17 protein-coding genes and 1 tRNA gene are annotated in these 22,493 nt (G+C 71.0%); 6 read left to right on the plus strand and 12 right to left on the minus strand.

Annotation, left to right across the window (positions count from 1 at the left end):
* Positions 1 to 11: 11 nt before the first annotated feature.
* Both HNP84_RS50020 and HNP84_RS50025 read right to left on the minus strand, forming a co-directional pair.
* The gene (locus HNP84_RS50020) at positions 12 to 1,355 is read right to left on the minus strand and encodes a purine-cytosine permease family protein (protein ID WP_185057225.1); all 1,344 of its coding nucleotides are present in this window, start codon (positions 1,353 to 1,355) and stop codon (positions 12 to 14) included.
* A gap of 133 nt (positions 1,356 to 1,488) precedes the next feature.
* Positions 1,489 to 2,124 (minus strand): TetR/AcrR family transcriptional regulator, encoded by a 636-nt coding sequence (locus HNP84_RS50025; protein ID WP_185057226.1) that lies wholly within the window; start codon positions 2,122 to 2,124, stop codon positions 1,489 to 1,491.
* 59 nt (positions 2,125 to 2,183) lie between these two features.
* Here HNP84_RS50025 and HNP84_RS50030 point away from each other — a divergent pair, with 59 nt between their 5' ends.
* Both HNP84_RS50030 and HNP84_RS50035 read left to right on the plus strand, forming a co-directional pair.
* On the plus strand, positions 2,184 to 3,146 hold the full coding sequence (locus HNP84_RS50030; RefSeq protein WP_246519635.1) for an NAD(P)-dependent alcohol dehydrogenase: 963 nt from the start codon (positions 2,184 to 2,186) through the stop codon (positions 3,144 to 3,146).
* Positions 3,147 to 3,176: 30 nt separating this feature from the next.
* On the plus strand, positions 3,177 to 3,506 hold the full coding sequence (locus tag HNP84_RS50035) for a DUF4326 domain-containing protein (protein ID WP_185057227.1): 330 nt from the start codon (positions 3,177 to 3,179) through the stop codon (positions 3,504 to 3,506).
* A gap of 8 nt (positions 3,507 to 3,514) precedes the next feature.
* Here HNP84_RS50035 and HNP84_RS50040 read toward each other — a convergent pair whose 3' ends face one another.
* Both HNP84_RS50040 and HNP84_RS50045 read right to left on the minus strand, forming a co-directional pair.
* Complete coding sequence (locus tag HNP84_RS50040) at positions 3,515 to 6,028, minus strand: ABC transporter substrate-binding protein (RefSeq protein WP_185057228.1); 2,514 nt, start codon at positions 6,026 to 6,028, stop codon at positions 3,515 to 3,517.
* 116 nt (positions 6,029 to 6,144) lie between these two features.
* Positions 6,145 to 6,525, minus strand: coding sequence for a hypothetical protein (locus tag HNP84_RS50045; protein WP_185057229.1), 381 nt, complete (start codon positions 6,523 to 6,525; stop codon positions 6,145 to 6,147).
* Between HNP84_RS50045 and HNP84_RS50050 the strand changes: the two genes are divergently transcribed.
* On the plus strand, positions 6,518 to 6,820 hold the full coding sequence (locus tag HNP84_RS50050) for a trypco2 family protein (RefSeq protein ID WP_185057230.1): 303 nt from the start codon (positions 6,518 to 6,520) through the stop codon (positions 6,818 to 6,820). The two genes, HNP84_RS50045 and HNP84_RS50050, sit on opposite strands and share 8 nt — an antisense overlap.
* Positions 6,821 to 6,823: 3 nt before the next feature.
* Complete coding sequence (locus HNP84_RS50055; protein ID WP_185057231.1) at positions 6,824 to 9,649, plus strand: serine protease; 2,826 nt, start codon at positions 6,824 to 6,826, stop codon at positions 9,647 to 9,649.
* 74 nt (positions 9,650 to 9,723) lie between these two features.
* Here HNP84_RS50055 and HNP84_RS50060 read toward each other — a convergent pair.
* Both HNP84_RS50060 and HNP84_RS50065 read right to left on the minus strand, forming a co-directional pair.
* A tRNA-Thr gene (locus HNP84_RS50060) sits at positions 9,724 to 9,800 on the minus strand.
* Between the two features lie 66 nt (positions 9,801 to 9,866).
* Positions 9,867 to 11,429, minus strand: a complete 1,563-nt coding sequence (locus HNP84_RS50065) for an alpha/beta hydrolase (RefSeq protein WP_185057232.1) — start codon at positions 11,427 to 11,429, stop codon at positions 9,867 to 9,869.
* 234 nt (positions 11,430 to 11,663) lie between these two features.
* On the opposite strand from HNP84_RS50065, the gene HNP84_RS50070 reads away from it, so the two are divergent.
* Entirely contained in the window at positions 11,664 to 12,092 is a 429-nt protein-coding gene (locus HNP84_RS50070; RefSeq protein WP_185057233.1) for a hypothetical protein, read from the plus strand.
* A 24-nt stretch (positions 12,093 to 12,116) separates the two neighbouring features.
* On the opposite strand, the gene HNP84_RS50075 is transcribed toward HNP84_RS50070, so the two are convergent.
* The 5 genes from HNP84_RS50075 to topA all read right to left on the minus strand — a co-directional run bounded on the left by HNP84_RS50075 (position 12,117) and on the right by topA (position 20,746).
* On the minus strand, positions 12,117 to 12,953 hold the full coding sequence (locus HNP84_RS50075) for a PSP1 domain-containing protein (RefSeq protein ID WP_185057241.1): 837 nt from the start codon (positions 12,951 to 12,953) through the stop codon (positions 12,117 to 12,119).
* Positions 12,954 to 13,023: 70 nt separating this feature from the next.
* Positions 13,024 to 14,205, minus strand: coding sequence for a DNA polymerase III subunit delta' (locus tag HNP84_RS50080; RefSeq protein ID WP_185057234.1), 1,182 nt, complete (start codon positions 14,203 to 14,205; stop codon positions 13,024 to 13,026).
* Positions 14,206 to 14,236: 31 nt separating this feature from the next.
* Complete coding sequence (gene tmk / locus HNP84_RS50085; RefSeq protein WP_185057235.1) at positions 14,237 to 16,294, minus strand: dTMP kinase; 2,058 nt, start codon at positions 16,292 to 16,294, stop codon at positions 14,237 to 14,239.
* A gap of 155 nt (positions 16,295 to 16,449) precedes the next feature.
* On the minus strand, positions 16,450 to 17,850 hold the full coding sequence (locus HNP84_RS50090; RefSeq protein ID WP_185057236.1) for a metallophosphoesterase: 1,401 nt from the start codon (positions 17,848 to 17,850) through the stop codon (positions 16,450 to 16,452).
* A 91-nt stretch (positions 17,851 to 17,941) separates the two neighbouring features.
* Positions 17,942 to 20,746, minus strand: a complete 2,805-nt coding sequence (topA, locus tag HNP84_RS50095) for a type I DNA topoisomerase (RefSeq protein ID WP_185057237.1) — start codon at positions 20,744 to 20,746, stop codon at positions 17,942 to 17,944.
* Between the two features lie 167 nt (positions 20,747 to 20,913).
* Between topA and HNP84_RS50100 the strand changes: the two genes are divergently transcribed.
* Positions 20,914 to 21,099, plus strand: coding sequence for a DUF5703 family protein (locus HNP84_RS50100; protein ID WP_185057238.1), 186 nt, complete (start codon positions 20,914 to 20,916; stop codon positions 21,097 to 21,099).
* A gap of 251 nt (positions 21,100 to 21,350) precedes the next feature.
* On the opposite strand, the gene HNP84_RS50105 is transcribed toward HNP84_RS50100, so the two are convergent.
* The gene (locus HNP84_RS50105) at positions 21,351 to 21,968 is read right to left on the minus strand and encodes a GNAT family N-acetyltransferase (protein WP_246519636.1); all 618 of its coding nucleotides are present in this window, start codon (positions 21,966 to 21,968) and stop codon (positions 21,351 to 21,353) included.
* Between the last annotated feature and the right edge of the window lie 525 nt (positions 21,969 to 22,493).

Consider the following 22,493-nt stretch of genomic DNA (forward strand, 5'->3'; position numbering starts at 1 on the left):
TTCCAGGAACTTCAGGAGGTCGTCGCGGACGCGGCTGCCGCCCGCTCGCCGTCGGCGCTCTCGGCGACGCCATACCCCCGGATCAGGCCGGCCTTGCCCGCCACGACGTACAGGAGGAAGGCGAGGACCAGGGAGTTGATGCTGGGCAGGCCCCAGGTCACGTACTGGCCGACGACGCTGGCGACCAGCCAGATCACCAGGGTCGCCGGGACCCAGCGCGGCGCCCGCGCCGGCACCGAGCCGTCCGCCCTGCTCGCGTCCAGGTCGCGGCGCCAGGTGCGGACCACGAAGTACTCCGCGATCATGATGCCGGCGATCGGTGGGAAGGTGACCCCGAGCAGGGTGAGGAAGCCGGTGAAGCTGTTCAGGATGCCCGCCGCGGCCAGCACGCTGCCCGCCACGCCGATGAGCAGGGTGACCAGGCCGCGGTTGACCTGCCGCCCGAAGACGGTGCCGACGAAGTTCACCAGGCCCAGCCCGGAGGAGTACAGGTTCCAGTCGTTGATCTTCAGGGTGCCCACGATGATGACCAGCACCCCCACCCAGCCGACGGTGGAGGTGACGATCGTGATGATGTCGGCCGACTGCACCGCGTGCGCGAGGAGCACGCCGACCAGGCCGATCACGTACTCGCCGAGCGTGATGCCCAGCACGGTCTGCTTGACCACGTCGGCCACCGACCGGTTGTACCTGGTCATGTCCGGAGTGATCACGGCGCCCACGATGAACCCGCCGGCGACCAGGGTCGTCCCCTCCAGCAGCGAGAGCTGCGGCCCGGCCGGGGCGGAGGCGACGAGTTCGCCCAGCGAGTGGTTCGCCAGCTCGCTCCCCACCGACCAGGCGACGAGCAGCACGAAGGCCGGGACGGTGAGGTACGCCGTCCACGCCATCGAGTGGAAGCCCCCGACGACGATCGCGGTCACCGCGAGGCCGAACAGCAGCGCCCACGCCCACACCGGCAGCGCCGGGAGCAGTGCGTGCAGGCCCTCGGCCGACACCGCCGACTGGATGCCGAACCAGCCGACCAGGCTGATCCCGATCGCCAGCCCGATCACCGCCGACCCGGCCTGCCCGAACCCGCACCAGCGGGCGAGCGTCGAGGTCGTCAGCCCTTCCCGCATGCCGATCACGCCGAGCACGATCGCCACCACTTCGAGGATGACCGCGCCGAACGTGAGCGCCCAGAAGGCGCCCCAGAAGCTCATGCCGAACCCGAGGGTGGCGCCGAGCAGGAACTGGGTGAGCGCCGAGACCTGCCCGAACCGCTGCACGGCGACGGAGACCCAGGAGTAACGGGCCTGGGCGGGAACCCGGGATATCGCGTAGTCGTCGGTGCCGAGGGAGGAAGATGCCATGGATGCCTCCGAGGACCAAGAGCGCCCAGAGGTTCCGGCGCTCAGGTAGTGCTCCGAGGCTAGGAACCGGCCTGCGTCACGTCACGATGCGATCGGCACAGCACGGTCTCACCATCAGTGCATGGTGCACAGCTCAGGGGATGCGGTGGACGTGGTGCAGGCTGAGCGGAGGAGCGGGCGGCAGCGAGGCGGCGCCCTCGGCCCGGAAGGAGTGCAGGAAGTACGCCACGAGCCGCTGCGAGGCGACCGGGGCCGCCTCGCCCGCCTCGGCCACGACGGCGTTGTTGGCCAGAAGCATCAGCACGAGGTCGGCGTGCTCGAAGTCGGGCCGCAGCCGCCCGGCCTCCTTGGCCCGGCGCGTCAGCTCGGCCAGGGCCCGCTCGGCCTCCACGCGCCGCCGCTCGTAGTCGATCGCCCCGGGGAAGGCGGTCAGGAACGCGGCGGTGAACCCCCGGTCGGCGACCTGCATCGCGCACACCTTCTCCACGGCGGTGCGGAAGCCGCGCCAGGGGTCGGGGTCGGTCAGCGCGTCGTCCAGGACCGAGAAGCACTCCGCGAACTGGTCCGCGAACACCTCCATGACCAGCGACTCACGCGTCGGGAACCGCCGGTAGAGCGTGGCGACGCCCAGGCCGGCCCGGCGCGCGATGGCCGCCATCGGCACGTCGAGCCCGCGCGCGGCGAACGCCTCGCGCGCCGCGCGCAGAATGAGCTCCCGGTTGTGCCGCGCGTCGGCGCGCAGCTCGATCCGAGAGGAACCTTCGCCCATGACTCTCACATTAACCTAAGCGGACGACGCCCTCCACTTATCCGGCTAGCGTGACGTCCATGAGCAACGAGATGCGCGCAGCCCTGTACGACCGGTACGGCCCCCCGGAGGTCCTGTACGAGGGCAGGCTGCCCAAGCCGGTCCCCGGCCCCGGCGAGGTCCTGGTCCGCGTGCACGCCACCAGCGTGAACGGCGGCGAACTGCTCGCCCGCAGGGGAGGCGCCCGGTACGCGACGGCGGGCGGCTTCCCCAAGCGCACCGGCCTCGACTTCGCCGGCGAGGTCGAGGCCCTGGGCTCCCCCATGACCGCCCTCGCGCCGGGCACCCGGGTGTGGGGGATGCTGGGGTACGCCTTCGGCAGCGCCGCCGAGTACGTCGTCGTACGCCCCCGCCGTCTGGCCCTCGCCCCGGCCGGCCTCGACCTGGTCCAGGCCGCGGCCCTCCCCGGCGTCGGCACCACCGCGATCACCGCCCTGCGTGACAAGGCCCGCCTGCGCCCCGGCGAGCGCCTGCTCGTACGCGGCGCGAGCGGCGGCGTCGGCAGCGTGGCCGTCCAGCTCGGCCGGGCGTACGGCGCCCGCGTCACCGGCCTGGCCGGGGCCGCGAACCTGGACTTCGTCCGCGAACTGGGCGCCGAGGAGGTCTACGACCACAGGGTGACCACCCCCGCCGACCTGGGCCGCTTCGACGTCATCCTGAACACCGCCCCCGGCCCCGGCCTGGGCGCGTACCGAAGGCTCCTCGCCCCCGGCGGGCGCATGGTGTCGGTCAGCTTCGACCCCGAGCGCCAGTTGGCGTCGCTGGCGTACATCGCCGCCTCGGCGGTGTTCGGCTCCCGCCGCGTCCGCTTCTTCAGCGGCAATCCCACCCACCCGCTCCTCGCCGACCTCACGGCGTACGTGGAGAGCGGCGCCGTACGGCCCGTCGTGGACACCGTCTTCCCGCTCGCCGACATCGCCAAGGCCCACCGCGCGCTGGAGGAGGGCGGCGTCCGCGGCAAGCACGTCGTCCGGATCGGGTAGCCCCTCCATGAGGTCCGGAGGGAGGAACCGATGCCGCACCGAGTCCGGGTGGAAGGAGACCGATACCACGGCCACGTCCCAGAGGGGGCGATCTACGTCGGCCGGGCCGCCCCCGGCCTGAAACGCTCGCCGTACGCCAACCCGCACGCCGTGGACAAGGCGTGCCGCGCCTGCGGCGGCAAGGTGCACGACCGCGCCGAGATGATGGAGCTGTACCGCCTGCACCTGCGCGACCACCCCGACCTCGTGGCCGCCGCCCGCCGCGAACTCGCCGGCCACGACCTGGCCTGCTGGTGCAGACCGGACCAGCCGTGCCACGCCGACGTCCTCCTCGACGTCGCCGCCGGAAAGGGGCCATGACCCGTGCCTCACTCGGGCGGCGGCTCGCAGGCGGCCGCTTTGGTGGTGGGCCGGCAGACCCGTATCGCCTGGATCGGCTTGCCCGACTCGACGGTCATGAGCCACACCTCGCGACCCTGGGCGTCGTGGTCGGTGGCGTCCGCGGAGAAGTACACCTTGCCGGTCGCGCCGTCGAACTCCTGGCCGCGCAGGTTGTAGTGGACGCCGCTGCGAATGCCGCCGGTGCCGCTCTGCGTGACGTAGTCCTTCGAGGCGATGCCGACGGCCTGGGCCGCGTCGTAGCCGAACGCGGCGTGCGCGAAGGAGATGGGGGACGACATGCCGGCCGCCCACTGCTGCAAGGTCTTCTGACCCTGGTTGAGAGAAGTGTCGCGGACATCGGTCAGCGATACGAAGGACATGCTCACATCGTGTTTGTCCGGTTTGGCGCGCACGTCGTTGGCGATCGCCCCGGTGACGTCGTCCGACGCGAGCAGCTTGACCCCCCGCGATTCACATTCGGCACCCCATGCGCTCTTGAGGCTGCCGAGGAAGTCGGCCCTGCCCGTGTAGTAGATCACCTTCGCGCCCGACACGCAGGCGTCCTCAACCGCCGCATGGAGCGAGGCGTCGTCGGTGAAACCGTGCTCCGTCTTCTCCCCTTCGTACTCCTTCCAGAACAGATCCTTCAGGTCGCGGCTGTACAGCTCGCCTTGCTGCTTCTGCCAGACGACGGCCACCTTGGGCCTTTTGCTCACGCCCTGCGCGAGCCCGAGGGTGTCGAGCCAGTGGACCGTGGCCTTCATCTGCAGGCTGTCCACGACGGCGAGCCGGAACAGGTAGGCCGACCGCGGGCCCTCCTGCCCCTTCTCCTTCCCCTTCAGGTGCGCGATCTTGTCCACGGTGGTGACCGTGCTGACCATCGGCACGTTCGCCCTCGTCAGCACCCCCACCGCCCGTCTGACCTCTTCGCGGCTCCAGGCGAACCCCACGGCAGCCGCCAGCGACGAGTCCTCCCCCGCACGTTCCGCGATGCTGGTGGCCGCGAGCTCGGCGCTCACGAAGTCCTGGCCGGTGTTGGCGAAGATGACCTTCATCTTCCATTCGGATTTGCTCTTGTTGTAGCTGTCCTGATAGGCGCCGATCCCGACCAGCTCGCCCGCCACCGCCGTCATCTGGCCGTCCTTGAATCGTGAGCCGGGCTGCGTCGTCAGCGGGCCGAGGTAGGCGATCGTGTACACCTTGGAGCCGAACGGGATCTGGGCGTTCTGCTCTTCTATCCGCTTCACCACCGGATCGACGTACGCGTGCAGTTCCATCTTGTCCAGCGATCCCAGGCCCACGCACTGCTCGGCCACTCTGTGCAGTCCGGAACCGCACCCCACACTGACCAACAAGGTCCCCGTTATCGGCGCGGCCACGAGCGTCAGCACCACCGCCCAGTAGATCAGGGGGCGAGCGGGAAACAACCGTGCCATCCCGTCGGCCCCCGGTTGCAGGTCGCCCTCGTGAATCTTGATCACGAGGTACGGGCTCGGCTCGACCCGGCACACCATCTTCTGCCATGCCTCGTAGATCTTGACCAGTGTCGCCGCGCCTTGGGTGTCGAGTTCGGCGCGATGCCCGATGGGCGGCTCCGTCGTGGAGACGACCAGCAGCAGTGGGCCCCGCTGTCCCGTGCTGACCCTGACCTCGTCCACCAGTTCCACGAACCGGCGGCCCGCGGTACCGGGCTCGGCGTTCTTGAGCCTCACCACGGGATAGGTGTGGCGGCCCCAGCCGGGCCAGGGCATCAGGCGCCGCCGGTACGCCTGGCGGAGGTCCTCCAGCAGCGCGGTGACCATCAGTCGCTCGACCTGCTCCTGCCGCTCGGCCTCGGTCTCCTTAGGCCCCCTGAAGCGCATCGCATAAGTGATGAGGTCTTCGCCTTTCTCACGCTTCAAAAAGGGCGCCTTGCGGAACCACCGGTAGAAGATCCAGCCTCGGACCAACATCGTCGCGTGCAGCAAAGCGCAGATGACGGCCACGACCGGGCTGACCAGCCAGAGCACCAGGTTGACGCCGTCCATCAGAGTCTGCAGCCCGAACGCGGCCACCCCGGTGGCCGGCAGCCAGGCGGTCATGGTCCTGCCGACGTAGTCGGCCCAGCGCCGCAGGGCCGCCCCGGTGCGCGCCTCCGTCCTTCGCCATTCGGACAGGGACTGCCGGTAGGCGTTGCGGTCCGGTACATGGCCCGGAATGGTGCGTGCGTGCCAAGCCCAAAGGACGAATCGGGTCAGCGGGAAGCGGGGAGGCGGGAGCAGCGTGCCCCTGGCCCAGGTCCCCAGGTTTTCCGCCAGCGACTTCACGATCGCCGTGACGTCCGAGAAGCACGCGGCTTGGGTATCGATCTCCGCATGCGGCGCCCGCCTCTGGAACCTGCTCGCCGTCTCCACCGCCTGCCCGGCCAGTTGGGGTTCGCCGGTGAAGATCAGGATCGGCCGGCCGCTTTCTGCGGCGAAGGGCGAGGGACGGCGTATCGCCTTATCCAGCACCTCGTACACGCGGCTGTGTGGCATGCGCGATCAGACCTCCGCAATCGATGTCCCGCGCCCCCGCACGATTCGCTTGAGGGGAGATTACGTCGATCAGCGCGTTAACTGCGCGGCTTCACCTGATTTCACCGTCCGGAGTCGGACGGGAGCCTGGGGCAGCAGGCGGGCGCCGGTTCCACGTGGTGATGCCGGTACGGGTACAGGTCGCCGCCGTGATCGACGACGGTGCTGCACCGATGCCGGACCAGCTCGATCATCGACGCCGGATCGAGGTCCTCCTCTTCCCGGTCATCCGGGCGCAGCGCCGCCTCCACGTTGTAGTGCAGCCGGCCGTCGGCCAGGTGGTCGCGGCGGAAGTCGGTGCTCCACTGCGAGTTGTGCCCCCAGCCGTGGGAGCGGTCGTCGGTGGCCCGCGAGGAGGACCGCGGCGCAGGTCTTGCTCCGTCCGGCCGGGGTCTGCCGTAATGGTGTGTGGTCGCTCCACGGAGAGAGGTAAATGTGGACAATATCGGCATTGATGACGCTATTCGCGCATTACGTCGGCAGTTGTCCGCGGCCGTCGCCGAGGGACGCGACCAGGATCTCCGGTTTCTCCTCGGGCCGGTCGAACTCGAATTCCAGGTCGTGGTCCAGCGCGACCTGGAGGCGGGCGGCGGCGTACGTTTCTGGATCGCCTCGATCGACGGCAAGGCGACGACGTCCCGCTCCCTGACACACACCGTGCGCCTGCGCCTCGACCCGAAGACCGCGGCCGACGAGCCGGTGCTCACCGGAGACGACGTAGACGGCCATCCGGGGTAGCCGATGAGCGCGCAGCCCGACCGCGTGGTGGAGATCCTCCTCGACCTCACCGAGCCGGACGGCCGCACCCGCAAAGGGTATGGGACCGGTTATCGCATCACCACCGGCCTCGTGCTGACCAGTGCCCACCTGTTCGGGCGGGCCGGCCGCGCGGCCGGTTGTGCCGTACGCGGCTTCGGCGGCGCCCGCACCGCCTCCGCGGCCCTCGTCCTCGACCTGCGCGACGAGGCCGACCTGGCGGTGCTGCGCCTGGCCGACACCCACGGCTGGCCGCGGGTCGCCCCCGTCCGCTTCGGCGTCCTGCCGCCCGAGGGCGGGGTGCGGTTCGCGTTGATCGGCTGGCCACGGGCGGCCGAGTCGGCGTCGGTACGCGACTCCGTCGAGCTCACCGGCACCATCGCGGCGGGCGCCAACATCAAGAGCGGCCGTCTGAAGCTCTACATCCAGGGGCCCACACCGCGGTTCACCGGCACGCACGCCTCCCCGTGGTCCGGCATCTCGGGCGCGGCCGTCTTCGCCCATACGGCCCTGGTCGGCGTGGTCCGCGAACACCTGGTCTCACTCGGCGTGGACCAGCTCGACGCCGAGCCGCTCGAAGCGCTCACCGACAGCCCCGCGTTCCGCGACCTGCTCACGGCGGAGAACGCCACCCGCCCTCTCGTCCGGCTCCTCCCGGACCGGCCCCCAGAGGAACGCGGCCCGCCCCTGGAAGCCAAACTCACCCGTCCCACCCCGGCGGTCGTCCTGAACTTCCGCGCCCGAGCCACGGCCCTCGTGGGCCGCGAACCGGAACTACGGCGGTTACGCGACTTCCTCTCCTCGGATTCACCGTTCCGCTGGCAACTGCTCTCCGGCGCCGGCGGCATGGGCAAGAGCAGGCTCGCCCTTGAACTGTGCCTGGAAGCCGCCGCCGACGGCTGGCACGCCGGTTTCCTCATCCCGGACGTCCCGTTCGCCTGGTCGTCCTGGCTCCCGGCCCGCCCGACCCTGATCGTCGTGGACGAGATCGAGTACCGCAAGGACACGGTGCGGGAGATCGTCCGCGTGCTCTCCGCCCGCTCGGACGAACTGACCGACCGCGTACGCGTCCTTCTCCTCGCCCGGGAGAAGGCCGCCAGGATAGAGTCCCTGCTGAAGATCGAACCGACCGACTGGGACGTCTTCTTCGCCGACACCGCCGCCGGGCCGGCCATCGAGCTGGGCGAGCTCGACGCCGGCGATGCCGCCCGGCTGGCGCGGGACGTGCCCGGCGGCACCGCGGCGCCCGCCTCCGCCGGATCGCCCCTCCACACGATGCTGGCCGCCCTGGCCGGGCCCGGTCAGCGCGCCTGGGACGCTGCGCTGATCGGCCGCTATGTGCTGCGGCGCAACCGGATGTCGTACTGGCAGGACATGACCGACCTGGACGAGGCCGCACTGGCGTACGCGTGCATCACCAGGGACACCTCCGACGCGCTCCCGCACAGTGGCCTGCTGCCCGAGCTCGAACCGGCCGGGTGGCGCGAGCTCGTCGCCCGCAACCACGCCTTCACCGGAACCGACGCGCCCGGCCTGGCCCCGCTCGAACCCGGCCCGATCGGCGAGCTGTTCACCCTGGACCTGATCGCGCGAGCACCGGATGCGGAGTCCACCGAGGATCTGGGGCATCGCGTCGTGGCCGCGGCGTTCCGCCTCAATCCGCTCGCGAACGAGTTCGCGCTGCGCTGCATGCTGCACTACCCGGAGCACCAGGGGCTGCCCCGCCTCATCGCCGCGATGGTCGAGGAATTCGACCTGTCGTCGCCATCGCCGTTCTTCACGGGGCTGCCCATTCTCATCGAGTCCGCCGGCCAATACGCCGAGTCCGGCGACGTCGCGCTGGCCTTCGCGGAGGCGGAGGCGGCCCGCCTGCTCACCGTCCGGGAATCGCTCTCCCTCCTCACCGCCGGAAGCTACTCCGAACTTCTCTTCAACCTGGTCACGAAGTTCTGCCAGGCAGGCGACTGGCCCGCGGCCGACCGCGCTCTCGCCCTGACCCGCGAATCCGCGGAGCTGACCGGATTCGCCGCCATCGCCGGCTTGGAGAACCAGGGGAAGGCGTACACCAACTACCTGGTGTTCGCCCAGCAGCAGAACGAGGTCGTACGCGGCCGTGCCGCGATCCGTGAGCTCGTCGAGCTGAGCCGTGGGCACCACGGCGACGCCGGCGGCCACGTCCACGAGGCCCTCATCAGCGCCATGCCCCTGGAGCCCGACTGCCGCAGCGCCCTGAACCTGCTGACGTCCGCCCTCGATCCGGCCTACCCGCAGCAGATCGCCCGCGCCGCCTTCAACGTCGCCAACCGCGCCGTCCGCGAGTCGGCCCCCGGTTGCGCACTCGCCGCCTGCGACCTGTCCTTGGACGTCTGGCACCGGAACCGCGACCCGGCCGCCTTCCGGTGGCTCACGTACATCGCCGTCCCCCTCGGCCTCACCGCCGCCCACGGCCACGACGCCGAGATCCTGGCCTGCCTCTCGGAACTGGACACCCTGGCCAGGCCGATGTCCGGCGCCGACCGCAGGCACGTCTTCCTCGGCCTCAGCAATTTCCTCACCCAGACGACCGTCCTCGAAGCGGCCCTGACCGCCCTCGCCCTCCTGTGCGACGGAGTGGGCACCTTCCCCAGCGACTGGCCCGCCGAGGACGTCCCCCTGATCCGCTCGTCCCGCGTGGTCCACACCCTCTCCGCCGACCCCGCCGACGTCAGGCGCATTCTCAGGGATCACCTCGGGCCTCTCCCCTCAGCCCCCCGCGTCCAGCGGCTGAGCGCCCAGTACGACTGCGACCTGACCTTCCTGGCACCGGGGTGAACGACGCGCGCGAGCACGGGAGGCCGGCGGGACAGCAAAACGCCCCGGATCTTGATCCGGGGCGTTCTCGCTGGTGGAGCCGCCTAAGGGAATCGAACCCTTGACCTACGCATTACGAGTGCGTCGCTCTGGCCGACTGAGCTAAGGCGGCAGGCCACATGCGGCGCACGTGGCAGGACGATTCTACAGGTAGTCCGGCGGTTCTCGCGCCTGGGATTCAGTTCACCTTCGGGCAGCGGGTGCCGTCGGCCGGGGGCTTGAGGTTGATGAGGTAGTCGTCCACGGCCTTGTCCACGCAGGTGGAGCCGGTCATGTAGGCCGTGTGGCCGTCGCCGTCGAAGCCGAGCAGGACGCCGGAGGAGAGTTCCTCGGCCAGCGCCTCGGCCCAGCGGTAGGGGGTGGCGGGGTCGCGTTCGGTGCCGACGACGACGATGGGCGGGGCGCCCTGGGCGTCCAGCGGGGTTTTCACGTCGCGGGTGGACGGGACCGGCCAGAACGCGCACGGGAGGCTGCCCCACATGACCGGGGCGCCGAACAGCGGGGCCTCCTTCTCGGCCTGCTCGGCGGCCTTCTCGTACGTGTCGGGCGTGCGCGGGTAGACGTTGTCCACGCAGTTGATGGCCATGTTGGCCTCGGTCTGGTTGGAGTAGGTGCCGTCCTGGCGGCGGTCGATGAGGAGGTCGGCCAGGCGGAGCAGGGTGGTGCCGTCGCCGTTGAACGCATGGCTCAGGGCCTGCCGGAGCACCGGCCAGGAGCGGCGGTCGTACAGGGGGGCGATGATGCCGAGCGTCACCCACGCCTCGGTGATGCGGCGGCCGTCGCCCAGGCCGTTGCGCAGGGGCTCGCGGTCGGCGCGCTGGAGGAGCGACCGGAGCTCCTCGATGGCGCCGTCCACGTCACGGCTGCTGAAGGGACAGGCGGCGTCGTTGAAGCAGTCCTGCAAGAACGAGCGCAGCGCCACCTCGAAGCCCTCGGCCTGGGTCTCGTTCAGCTCGACCGGCGAGAGCGAGGGGTCCACGGCGCCGTCGAGGACCAGCGCGCGCACCCTGGTGGGGAACAGGTCGGCGTACATCGCGCCCAGGAAGGTCCCGTACGACTTGCCCAGGTACGTCAGGCCCTTGTCGCCCAGCGCGGCGCGCAGGATGTCCATGTCGCGGGCGGCATCGACGGTGCCGACGTGCGGGAGCAGCTTGCCCGAGTCGGCGTCGCAGCCGGAGGCGAAGCGGCGCGACCCCTCCTCCAGCGCGGTGCGCTCGCCGGGGGTGTCGGGCGTGTTGTCCAGCCCCACGTACGCGTCCAGCTTGCTCGTCGTCAGACAGCGGATCGCCGGCGTGGACTCCCCCACCCCGCGCGGATCGAAGCCCACCGTGTCGAACCGCGCCCGTACGCCCGCCGTCAGCACCGAGGTGGCGGCACGGGCGTAACCGACCCCCGAACCCCCCGGCCCGCCCGGGTTGAGGACGATGGAGCCGATCCGATCACCGGTCGCGGGCAGGCGGATGACGCTCAGCTTCATCCGCTCGCCCTCGGGCTCGTCATAGTCGAGCGGCACCTCCAGCCGCGCGCACTCGAACCCGTCGCCACAGCCGGACCAGGCGAGCTTCTGGGTGTAGTACGCCTCCAGCCCAGGCGGCGCGGTCTCCCCTCCGGCCGCCGTCGTCGTCGCCGGCGCCGACGGCGACAGGGCGCCCGGCTGCGCCCCGGTGCAAGCGGTGGCGGTCAGGGTCGTGGCCAGGGCCGCGGCGAGCGCGAGCCGGGCGGCCGTCCTCGTACGGGTCATCGAACGCATCCTCGTGGGCCGCCTCGTACGCCCGGCGTGGTCCGCACACGCTCCCCCCGGAGCACGCACAGCGCCGGACCCGGCCGCAGCGCCGGAGCGCGGCGGCACGTTCTCGGATTGACTGTCCGGTCGCATACCTGTTGCATCCTATGCCCGCACCTCGGACCTGTGACGGGCACGGGTGGACAAGCCGCTCGTGGTGCACGTCTACCGCGGAGACAAGGAAGGATGCCGATGCAGCCCAAGGACAACCCGCTGATCAGGAAGCTCCTGTCACTGGACCTTCCCGCAGAGGACTATGTCATCGCAGGCAGCGGCCCGCTTTTCGCGCACGGGATCAAGAACGGACTGGGCGACCTGGACGTGGTGGCCCGCGGACGAGCCTGGCAGAAGGCCACGACGTTCGCCCCGCCCGAACCCGCGCCCTTCTGGACCGGCGTTGACAGGGTCCTGCTGTTCGACGGCGAGATCGAGATCTTCAACGGATGGTTCCCCGAACTGGGGACGGTGGACGAGCTCATCTCGCGTTCCGATCTCATCGACGGCCTCCGATACGAGTCGCTCCACGACGTCGTCCGCTGGAAGCGCACACTCGATCGCCAGAAGGACCGCGACGACATCAAGCTGATCGATCAGCACAGGACCAACGGCTCGCCCGGCTGACCCCGACGCCGCCGAGGCCGCCGCTCACGCCGGGTCTTCGCTCCCAGCGCCGTACATCGCGTCGTGCTGCTTGCGGGGCGAGCACACGCTCGCCTTGGAGCACGCACAGCGGCGTCCGCCGTCGTTGAGCCGGACCACCACCGAGTCGGACGGCACGTTGTGCCCGATCACCGTCCCCGGGCCCTCCGGGGTGTCCACGGACAGGCCGATCCTGGGCGCGCCGGCCCGGAATTCCTGGTACAGCGGGTGCTCGTATTTGAGGCAGCACATCAGGCGGCCGCAGGCGCCCGCGATGCGGAGGGGGTTGACCGGGAGGTCCTGGTCCTTGGCCATGCGGACCGAGACCGGTTCGAAGTCCTTCAGGAAGGTGGCGCAGCACAGGTCGCGGCCGCAGGGGCCGATGCCGCCCTGGAGGCGGGCCTCGTCGCGGGGGCCGATCTGGCGGAGTTCCACGCGGGCGCGGAGGTTGCGGGCGAGGTCGCGGACCAGGGCGCGGAAGTCTACGCGGTGGGGGGCGGAGAAGTAGACGGTGTAGACGTTGTCGGCGTCGAGGTAGTCGACGCCGACGACCTTCATGGGCAGGTCGTGCCGTTTGATCAGGCGCTTGGAGACGCTGCGGGCCTCGGCGCGGCGGCGGCGGTTGGACTCGTCGCGGGTGAGGTGTTCCTCGGTGGCGATGCCGGCGCAGACGGGCAGGCCGTCGATGTCCTCGCTGACCCATTGGGGGGCCCAGACGCACTCGGCGACCTCGGGGCCCGAGTCGGTGGGCACCAGGACCTTGTCGCCGACCTTGGGGCTGTGGCCGCCTGGGTCGAGGTAGTACAGCCGCCCGTACCGGGTGAAGCTCACGGCCATGATCATGCCCATGGGGTGGCGCCCGCCTCCTCACTCGCGTGTACGTCACCCACCCTACGTGGCCGCGGGCGGCGCGTCAGGACGGGCTGCGCAGGGCCATGGTCATCGCCTCGACCGCGATCTGCGGGTTGACGTTGGCCGCCAGGCGTTCGCGGCACTGCATGATGGCGTCGACGCGGCGCAGGGTCTGCTCGGGGGTGGAGGCGCGGGCGATACGGTCGAGGTCGGCGCGGCGGTCCTGGTTGGCCAGCTCGATGTCGTACGCCCCGAGCTGCACGGCCAGCACGTCGCGGTAGAAGACGACCAGGTCGAGCAGGGCGACGTCGAGAGAGTCGCGTTTGATCCTGGTCGCCCGGCTCTTCTGCTTGTCCTCCAGCTCCTTGAGGGCGCCGGCGCCGCCGCGTACCAGGCCCTTGTTCAGGCCCTTGCCGGAGGAGCCCTCGCCGTAGACCTTGCGCAGCTCGGCGGTCTCGGTCTCGTTCAGCTCGGCGGTGGCGGACGCGGCCTCCTCCTCGGCGGTCTTGACCAGGCGCTCGGCGGCGGTGACGCACTCGCCGACGCCGGTGAGGGAGGCGGGGATGGACAGCACGGCCTCGCGGCGGCGGCGGGCCTCCTCGTCCAGGGCGAGCCTGCGGGCGCGGCCGATGTGGCCCTGGGCGGCCCTGGCGGCGAACTCGGCGAGGTCGGGCGGCACGCCGTCGCGGGTGGCCAGCACGTGGGCGACCGCGGCGGTGGACGGGGTGGCCAGGGTGACCACCCGGCACCGGGAGCGGATGGTGATGACGAGGTCGTCGGGGGACGGCGTGCACAGCAGCCACACCGTACGCGGCGGCGGCTCCTCGATCGCCTTGAGCAGCGCGTTGGCGGCGGCCTCGGTGGCGCGGTCGGCGTCTTCGAACAGCACGATCCGCCAGCGGCCGAGGGTGGGCGCCCCCGCCGCGCGCAGGATCAGCTCGCGGGTCTGCTTGACGCTGTAGGACAGGCCCTCGGGGCGTACGGACTCCAGGTCGGGGTGGGACCCGATGGCGACCTGGTGGCACAGGTCGCAGTGGCCGCAGCCCTGGTCGGGGCAGAGCAGCGCGGCGGCGAACGCCTTGGCCGCGGCCGAGCGACCCGAGCCGGGCGGGCCGGTGAACAGCCAGGCGTGCGTCATGCCCGCGCCCCGGCCGCCCGCCACCGCCTCGGCCGCGGCGGACGCGGCCCGGCTCAGCAGCGCCGCCGCCCGTTCCTGGCCCACCAGGTCGTCGAAGACTCCCACGCGGCTAAGGGTAGCCCCGCGGCGGCGGTCCTCAGTCGCGGATGGCGGGGATGGTGCCGGTGGCGGTCTCGGAGTCGTGCGGGATCGGGTCGGGCAGGATCTCGCGTACGCGGTCCTGGATGATCCGGGAGACCTCCTCCTGGGCCTGGGTGCCGTCCACGACGAGGTAGCGGTCGGGGTCGGCGGCGGCGAGGGCGCGGAACTCGCGGCGTACGCGCTCGTGGAACTCGATCGGCTCCGACTCGATGCGGTCGGCGGGGGACGCGAACCGGGCCAGGCCCACCGACGGCGGCACGTCGATGAGCACGGTGAGGTCGGGGGTGAGGCCGCCGGTGGCCCAGGCGTTGACCTTGGCGATGTCGGACTGGTCGAGCGCCCGTCCAGCGCCCTGGTAGGCCAGGGAGGAGTCGACGTAGCGGTCGCTGACCACGGTCGCGCCGCGGTGGAGGGCGGGGCGGATCACCTTCTCGACGTGCTCGGCGCGGTCGGCGGCGTACAGCAGGGCCTCCGAGCGCGCGGACAGGCCCTGGTGGGCCGCGTCGAGCAGGATGGCGCGCAGCCGCATGCCGACCTTGGTGGAGCCGGGCTCGCGGGTCTGGACCACGTCGTAGCCCTGGTCGCGCAGCCAGATCGCCAGCAGCCGCGACTGGGTGGTCTTGCCCGAGCCCTCGCCGCCCTCGAAAGCGATGAACAGGCCACGGGACTGCTCGCCGGTGTCGGGGACGTAGCGCTCGCCGCGTACGGCGGCGAGCAGGTCGGCCGCGAGCGAGATGCCCTTCCGGTCGTCCATGTGGCGCAGCGCGAGCCCGCCCACGACCACCGCGAGCACCGCGCCGACCAGCATGACCAGGTTGGAGCCGTCGAAGCGGTACTCCATCTCGGGGCCCAGCCGGATCGGGTGCTCGCCGAAGAGGCCGGCCAGGGTCGGGGCCACCGCGACGACCAGGAGCAGCACCACGCGGGCCATCGACTGCAGGAAGGAGAAGGTACGCCCGCGCAGGCCGTCCTCGACCTCCAGCCCGATCAGGGTGTAGCCGATGATCCAGGCGATGCCGGCGCAGGAGCCCAGCAGGACGGTGAGCAGCACGACGATGACGAGGTTGTGGATCAGCGCGATGGCCGCCAGCACCAGTCCGGCGGCGAGCAGCGCCAGCCCGAACAGCCGCCGCCGCGACAGCTCGCGCAGCAGCCTGGGGCCGAAGAACATGCCGAACGCCATGCCGACGAAGACCGCGCCGAACACGGTGCCGTACGCCGCGTCGCCGCCCTGCAGCGCCTCGACGTAGATCTTGGCGACGCCCACCACGGCCCCGCCCGCCGCGAACGCGCCCAGCATCCCGATGACCAGCCCGCGGACCACCCGGTTGCCGCCGACGAACCGCCAGCCCTCGACGATCTGCTTCAGCACCGAGGGGGTGGAGATGCCGGTGTGGTTGCGCGGGATGCCGCGCAGGGTGAAGATCAGGAACGCGGAGACCAGGTAGACCAGCGCGTTGATGACCAGGGCCAGCCGGGTGGGCTCGCCGTCGAGGAACGGCAGCATGCCGCCCAGCATGTCGGCGGGCAGCGCCAGCACCGCGAACAGCACCGCGGCGATGGGCGCGGTGCCGTAGGTGACCAGCAGGTTGAGCTGGTTGGCCTCCTCCAGCCGCTCCTTGGGCACCAGGTTGGGGACGGTGGCGTCCTTGGCCGGCACCCAGAACAGGTTGACGCACTCGACCAGGAAGGTCGCTATGATCACCCACTGGTAGTTGTAGACCAGGGGGATCGACAACACCAGCGAGAAGCGGCAGATGTCGGCGACGACCATGGTCAGGCGGCGGTCGAAGCGGTCGGCCACCGCGCCGGCGAGCGGCCCGAGCAGGATCGCGGGCAGCATCTTGGCGACGAAGACGCCGCCGATGGCCAGGCTCTGCGCCTGGTAGCCCTGGCCGGCGGTGATGTTGCCGGCCAGCGAGGTGAGGGCGACGATGTTCAGCCAGTCGCCGAGGCTGCACACCGACATGGCCGTCCACAGCCGGCGAAACGGGGCGTTTGCCAGCACGTGGGGGGCTTTGCGGCGAGTTGGGGCCCGGCCAGGGGTCGTCATAGTGTCAGCGTATCCAGGTGCTCACTGGGCTGGGGGTTTGATGTCGAGCGGGCCGGATCTGCCGCTCGTCGCCTGAGATTAGTACGCCGATGGTCTACGGCGCAGGAATCGGACGGCGATTTGGGCCCCCGGCTACCGAACCGGTATGCGCGGCCTCACGTCGCCCGCAGCCGGAGCAGGGTGATCTCGGGGGGCGCGCCGACGCGTACCGGCGGGCCCCAGTAGCCCGCGCCGCGCGATACGTACACCTTCGTGCCGTCCACGGTGCCCAGGCCCGACACGATCGGCTGCTGCACCGGCACGATGAAGTTGACCGGGAACATCTGGCCGCCGTGGGTGTGCCCGGAGAGCTGGAGGTCCACGCCGTGCCGCGCCGCCTCGGCCGCCTGCACGGGCTGGTGGGCCAGCAGCACCACCGGGCGCGCGGCGTCACGGCCCCCGAGCGCCCTGGCGAAGTCGGGGCCCCCGTTCTCCGGGCGGCCGTCGCGCTCGGCCGTCGCGCCGTTGAGGTCGTTGACTCCGGCCAGGTCGAGCACGGCCCCACCGTGGGCGATCTCGACGCGCTCGTTGAGCAGGGGGCGTACGCCCAGCTCGCGCAGCTCCTCGATCCACTCGCTGGGGCCGCCGGGGGTGAAGTACTCGTGGTTGCCCGTCACGAAATACGCCCCATATCGGGATTCGAGGTCGCGAAGCGGGCGGGCCAGCCCGCCCAGCTCGGCCACGGTCCCGTCCATCAGGTCGCCCACGATCGCGACCACGTCCGCCTGCATGTTGTTGATCATGCGTACGATGCGCCGCGTGTGGTTCAGGCCGGTGGTCGGGCCGAGGTGGATGTCGCTCACCACCGCGAACCGCAGGCCGTCCATCCGGGCGTCCAGCTTGGGCAGCGGCACCTCGACCAGCTCCACCACCGGGTCGCCGAGCGCCGTGCGCACACCGTAGCCGACGGTGGCCAGCGCCCCGACGCCCGCGACGGCGGCGGCCGTACGGGCGATGAACAGCCGCCTGCCGATGGGTGCGGGGCCGGGGTCGCTCGGCATGTCCGCCTCCGGGGCGGGGCCGGGGGCGGGCTCACCCCCGGCCGGCGCGTCCGCCTCCGGGGCGGGGCCGGGCGAGACGGCGCCCGTGGCCCTCACGGGCGCGTCGGGGGGCGTGGCGGGGACTGTGACGGCCGCCTCGACCTCCGCGGACACCGGCGCCTCCACCGGTGCTTCCACCGGCGCCTCCACCGGTACGGCGGGGGCGGGACGGCGGCGCGGCACCAGGTTCGCGACCCCGCGGGGGATCTCCAGGGCGGCCGTCCACAGGGTGAGGTAGAGCAGCGTCGCCATCCACAGGTACCCCGGCCAGGCCAGCCAGTAGCCCCAGCCTGCCCGCGCGCCCACCAGCGTCAGCGGCACCAGCAGGCCCAGCCCGACCACGGCCGAGGTGAGCCACCGGCGCGCGCGGCTCCCCCGCGCCGTGGTGGCGCGGACGAGCCGGCGCCACACGTAGTAGTGCGCGCCGACGACCGCGAGCACGAGAACCGCGACGAACCCCACGATCACTCCAGGCATCTCTCATCCGGGCTGCGCCGTCATGCTACGAGCGCCGCCGGACGAGTGCGCCGGAGGACCTGAGACCGTTCTCAGCGACCCTCGGCCCGGGTCACCCCTTGGCGGCGCCGGCCCTGGCGCCCGCCTTGCTCGCCTTCGTGGCCCCGGCGCTCTTGGCGGCGCCGCCCTTGGCCGTGGCCGACTTGGCGGCACCGGACGTGGCCGCGCCCGACTTGGCCGTGGTGGACTTCGCGGCGCCGGTCGTGGCCGCCTTCGTCGTCCGCGTGGTGGTGCGCTTGGCGGCCGGGCCCCGGGCCCGCCGCTCGGCCAGCAGCTCGGCGGCCCGCTCGATCGTGATGCCCTCGACCGTGTCGCCCTTGCGCAGCGAGGCGTTGGTCTCGCCGTCGGTGACGTACGGCCCGAAGCGGCCCTCCTTCACCACCACCGGCTTCTTGGAGTTGGGGTCGTCGCCCAGCTCACGCAGCGGCGGCGCGGCGGCGGCCCGCCCCCTGCCCCGCTGCTTGGGCCGCGCGAACAGCTCCTTGGCCTGCTCCAGGGTGACCGTGAACAGGTCCTCCTCCGACGCCAGCGACCGCGAGTCGGTGCCCTTCTTCACGTACGGCCCGAAGCGCCCGTTCTGTGCCGTCACGACCTCGCCGTCCAGCTCGCCGAGCGTACGCGGCAGCGAGAGCAGGCGCAGCGCGTCCTCCAGCGTGATGGTGTCCAGCGACATCGACTTGAACAGCGACTCGGTACGCGGCTTGGCCGTGTCCTTCTTCCTGGTCCGCTTCGCGCCCTCGGCCGGGGGCTCCTCGGGCAGGATCTCGGTGACGTACGGGCCGAACCGCCCCGACTTGGCGACGATGATCCGCCCGGTCTCGGGGTCGCGGCCGAGCTCGCGGTCGCCGCTGGGCTGCGCGAACAGCTCCTCGGCCTTCTCGGCGGTCAGCTCGTCGGGGGCCAGGTCCTCCGGGACGTTGACCCGCATGCCGTCGCGGTCGAGGTACGGCCCGTAGCGGCCCACCCGGATCACGATGTCGGTGCCCTTGATCGGGAAGGAGCTGATCTCCTTGGCGTCGATCTCGCCGAGGTCGGTGACCATCTCCTTCAGGCCCTCGTCGCCGTCGCCGTTGCCGAAGTAGAACCGGCGCAGCTCGGGCACCCGCTCCGCCCGGTCGTTGGCGATGTCGTCGAGGACCTTCTCCATCTCGGCGGTGAAGTCGTAGTCGACCAGGTTGCCGAAGTGCTGCTCCAGCAGGTTCACCACGGCGAACGCCAGGAAGGACGGCACCAGCGCGGTGCCCTTCTTGAACACGTAGCCCCGGTCGAGGATCGTGCCGATGATGCTGGAGTAGGTGGAGGGCCGGCCGATCTCGCGGTCCTCCAGCTCCTTGATCAGCGACGCCTCGGTGTAGCGCGCCGGCGGCTTGGTCGCGTGGGCCAGCACGTTCAACTCGCCGACCGTCAGCGGGTCGCCCTCGGCCAGGTTGGGCAGGCGCTTCTCGGAGTCGTCGCGGTCGGTCGCCGGGTCGTCGGCGCCCTCGACGTACGCCTTCAGGAAGCCGTAGAACGTGATCGTGCGCCCGGACGCGCTGAACTCGGCCCGCTCGCCGCTGCTGGATACGCCCTCGACCTTGACGCTGACCGACTCGCCGGTCGCGTCCTTCATCTGCGAGGCCACCGTGCGCTGCCAGATCAGCTCGTACAGGCGGAACATGTCACCGCTCAGCCCGGTCTCGCCGGGCGTGCGGAACTCCTCCCCGGAAGGGCGGATCGCCTCGTGCGCCTCCTGGGCGTTCTTCACCTTGCTGGTGTAGACGCGCGGCTTGTCCGGCACGTACGCGGCGCCGTACAGCTTGATCGCCTGGCTGCGGGCGGCGGCCACGGCGGTCTCGGACAGCGTGATGCTGTCGGTACGCATGTAGGTGATGTAGCCGTTCTCGTACAGCCGCTGCGCGATCTGCATCGTGTACTTGGAGGAGAAGCCCAGCTTGCGGCTGGCCTCCTGCTGCAGCGTCGTCGTACGGAACGGGGCGTACGGCTTGCGCGTGTAGGGCTTGCGCTCCACCGACTTGACCTGGAACGACGACTCGCGCAGCCGCCCGGCCAGGGCGCCCGCCGCGGCCTCGTCCAGGTGCAGCACATCGGCCGACTTCAGCCGGCCGGTCGCGGCGAAGTCGCGGCCCTGCGCCACCCGCTTGCCATCGACCGCGGTGAGCGCCGCGGTGAACGCGCGCGGGTCCTCATCGCGCTTGCCGGTGTCGAACAGCGCGGACAGGTCCCAGTAGTGGGCGACCGTGAACGCCATGCGCTCGCGCTCGCGCTCCACCACCAGCCGGGTAGCCACCGACTGCACGCGGCCCGCCGACAGGCGCGGCTTGACCTTGCGCCACAGCACCGGGCTGACCTCGTAGCCGTAGAGCCGGTCCAGGATGCGCCGGGTCTCCTGGGCGTCCACCAGCCGCAGGTTCAGCTCGCGGGGGTTGGACACGGCGTCCCGGATCGCCTGCGGGGTGATCTCGTGGAACACCATGCGGTGCACCGGCACCTTGGGCTTGAGCACCTCGCGCAGGTGCCAGGCGATGGCCTCGCCCTCGCGGTCCTCGTCGGTCGCGAGGTAGAGCTCGTCGGCGTCCTTCAGGAGCTGCTTGAGCTTGGAGACCTGGGCCTTCTTGTCGGCGTTGACCACGTAGAGCGGCTCGAACTCGTGGTCGACGTTGACGCCCAGGCGCGCCCACGGCTGGGCCTTGTAGCGCTCCGGGATGTCATCGGCCCGCTCCGGGAGGTCCCGGATGTGGCCGATGCTGGACTCGACGATATAGCCGCGCCCCAGGTACCCGGCGATGGTCTTCGCCTTCGCGGGCGACTCGACGATCACCAGGCGGGTCCCGCCGGCGTTGCCGTTATTGGCTGGCACGCTGCTTCCTACCTCGCTGTTCTCTACGATCCCCCTGACGGTAACCCGTCGCACAGGTCTCCCATCCCCACGGGCTACCCGATCCCTTCCCGGTCCACCCACCAGGACGCAGAATAGGGGTGAGTCAGTGCCACCGTCGCCTAGCCCACCCTCGGAGACTAATCGCTGTGCCCGACTACTCCTACTTGAATGTGTACATCCCGCGCGACACCACCCGAGAGGCCGCACGGCAACTCCTGACCGAGCACGCCGAGTACGGCGACTGGGAGCTCGACCGCCTGCGACTGTATCCCGACGGCACCCGTCATGTGCGCCTGCGCCGCAAGATCATACGTGTGCAACGCACGATGTGACCGATGGGTATGAGTTACATCGCCTCGCTGGAGGGCTAGTACTACTGCTGGGTCGGTTCCCACTGGTGTGACGTCAAGTGACCCCGCGTGATATCGCGAGCAATTGCGCGCATGTCCGCATAGGTGCCGCTTTCCACGCGTGTCTCATTGATCACACCTGTCAGTACGCCGCCCACATACCGTTGTTTCCGACAACCCGGCTCGCCACGATATTCCCGGGCCCCGCCGAGGCGTGCCCCCCGAAGCCCCGCTCAGTCGGCCGCCGACATGGGAACGGGGAGGCCGAGATAGGTGACCGGGCCGGGGTCCGCCACATCGAGCGGCCGGAATCCCAGCCGGTCGTAGAAGATCCGCGCCCGACGGTTGGCGGTCGCCATGCCGACGTGCAGCCCCACAGCCCCGCGCGCGCTCACGGCGTCCACGAACGTACGGATGAGCGCCCGTCCGTGCCCGGCCCGCCGGTATCCCGGCAGCAGGTCGATATGCAGGTGAGCGGGGTAGCCAGCGAGCTCCGGCAGCACCATGCGTTCGGGAGTGTGCAGCAGGTACGCCATCGCCTCGTCCGGAGTCACCGGCCGACCCGACGGCGGCGGGTAACGATCGCCGACCAGCGGCAGCCACTCGTCCCGGAACCTGGCCGCGAACACGGCGGTGTCCGCGGCGCCCAGCACGTACCCGACCGCCCGGCCACCGTCGTCCAGCACGAACGCCAGCCCCGGTTCGAGGTGGCAGTAGGGGTGGGCGAAGATCTCGGGCAGGATGCCGGGATCGGCATAGGAGCCCGAGGCGTCCTCGCCGGCGTCCGCGGTGCGGATGCAGATGTCATGAACGGCATCCCGATCAGCGGCCCGGTAGGGACGGATGATCAACTCTGGTCTCCCTGGTCGATATCGGCACAACTGCTCATGCGAGCCATGACCCGGTCACGCGCCCGCTCGCGGTGGTACGCCCGCTGAACCAGCACCGGGCCCGGTCGAGATCGTCCAGGAACCCAACGCCCCAGATCAAGTGACACCATTCCGCACCCCCTCAAACCTCCACAACACACCCTCTCCAGCCCTCCCGGCCTCCCCCCATCCCACCTCCCGCATCCCCACGACCTCCCGCATCCCCATGGCCGCCCCTATCCCCACAGCCTCCCAATCTCTGGGCCTCGCCCCGGCCTCCCAACCTTCCCGGCCCCGCCCCGACCTCTCCGGTCCTCCCTGCCCTCCCGGAGTTACCGAAGTTCCCGGAGTTCCCGGGCTCCCCAAGCTCCCCGGCGTCCCCAGCCCTATGCGTCCGTAGCACGACGTCCCCGGTTGCGTCCACGGAAGTGGTGTACGAGTTTGACCTGGTCACAAGCGCGGCGTCGTGAAAAGACGACGGCCATCGCGTGATCCTTTCGAGTAACG

The sequence above is a fragment of the Thermocatellispora tengchongensis genome (assembly GCF_014202315.1).
Lineage (GTDB): Bacteria > Actinomycetota > Actinomycetes > Streptosporangiales > Streptosporangiaceae > Thermocatellispora > Thermocatellispora tengchongensis.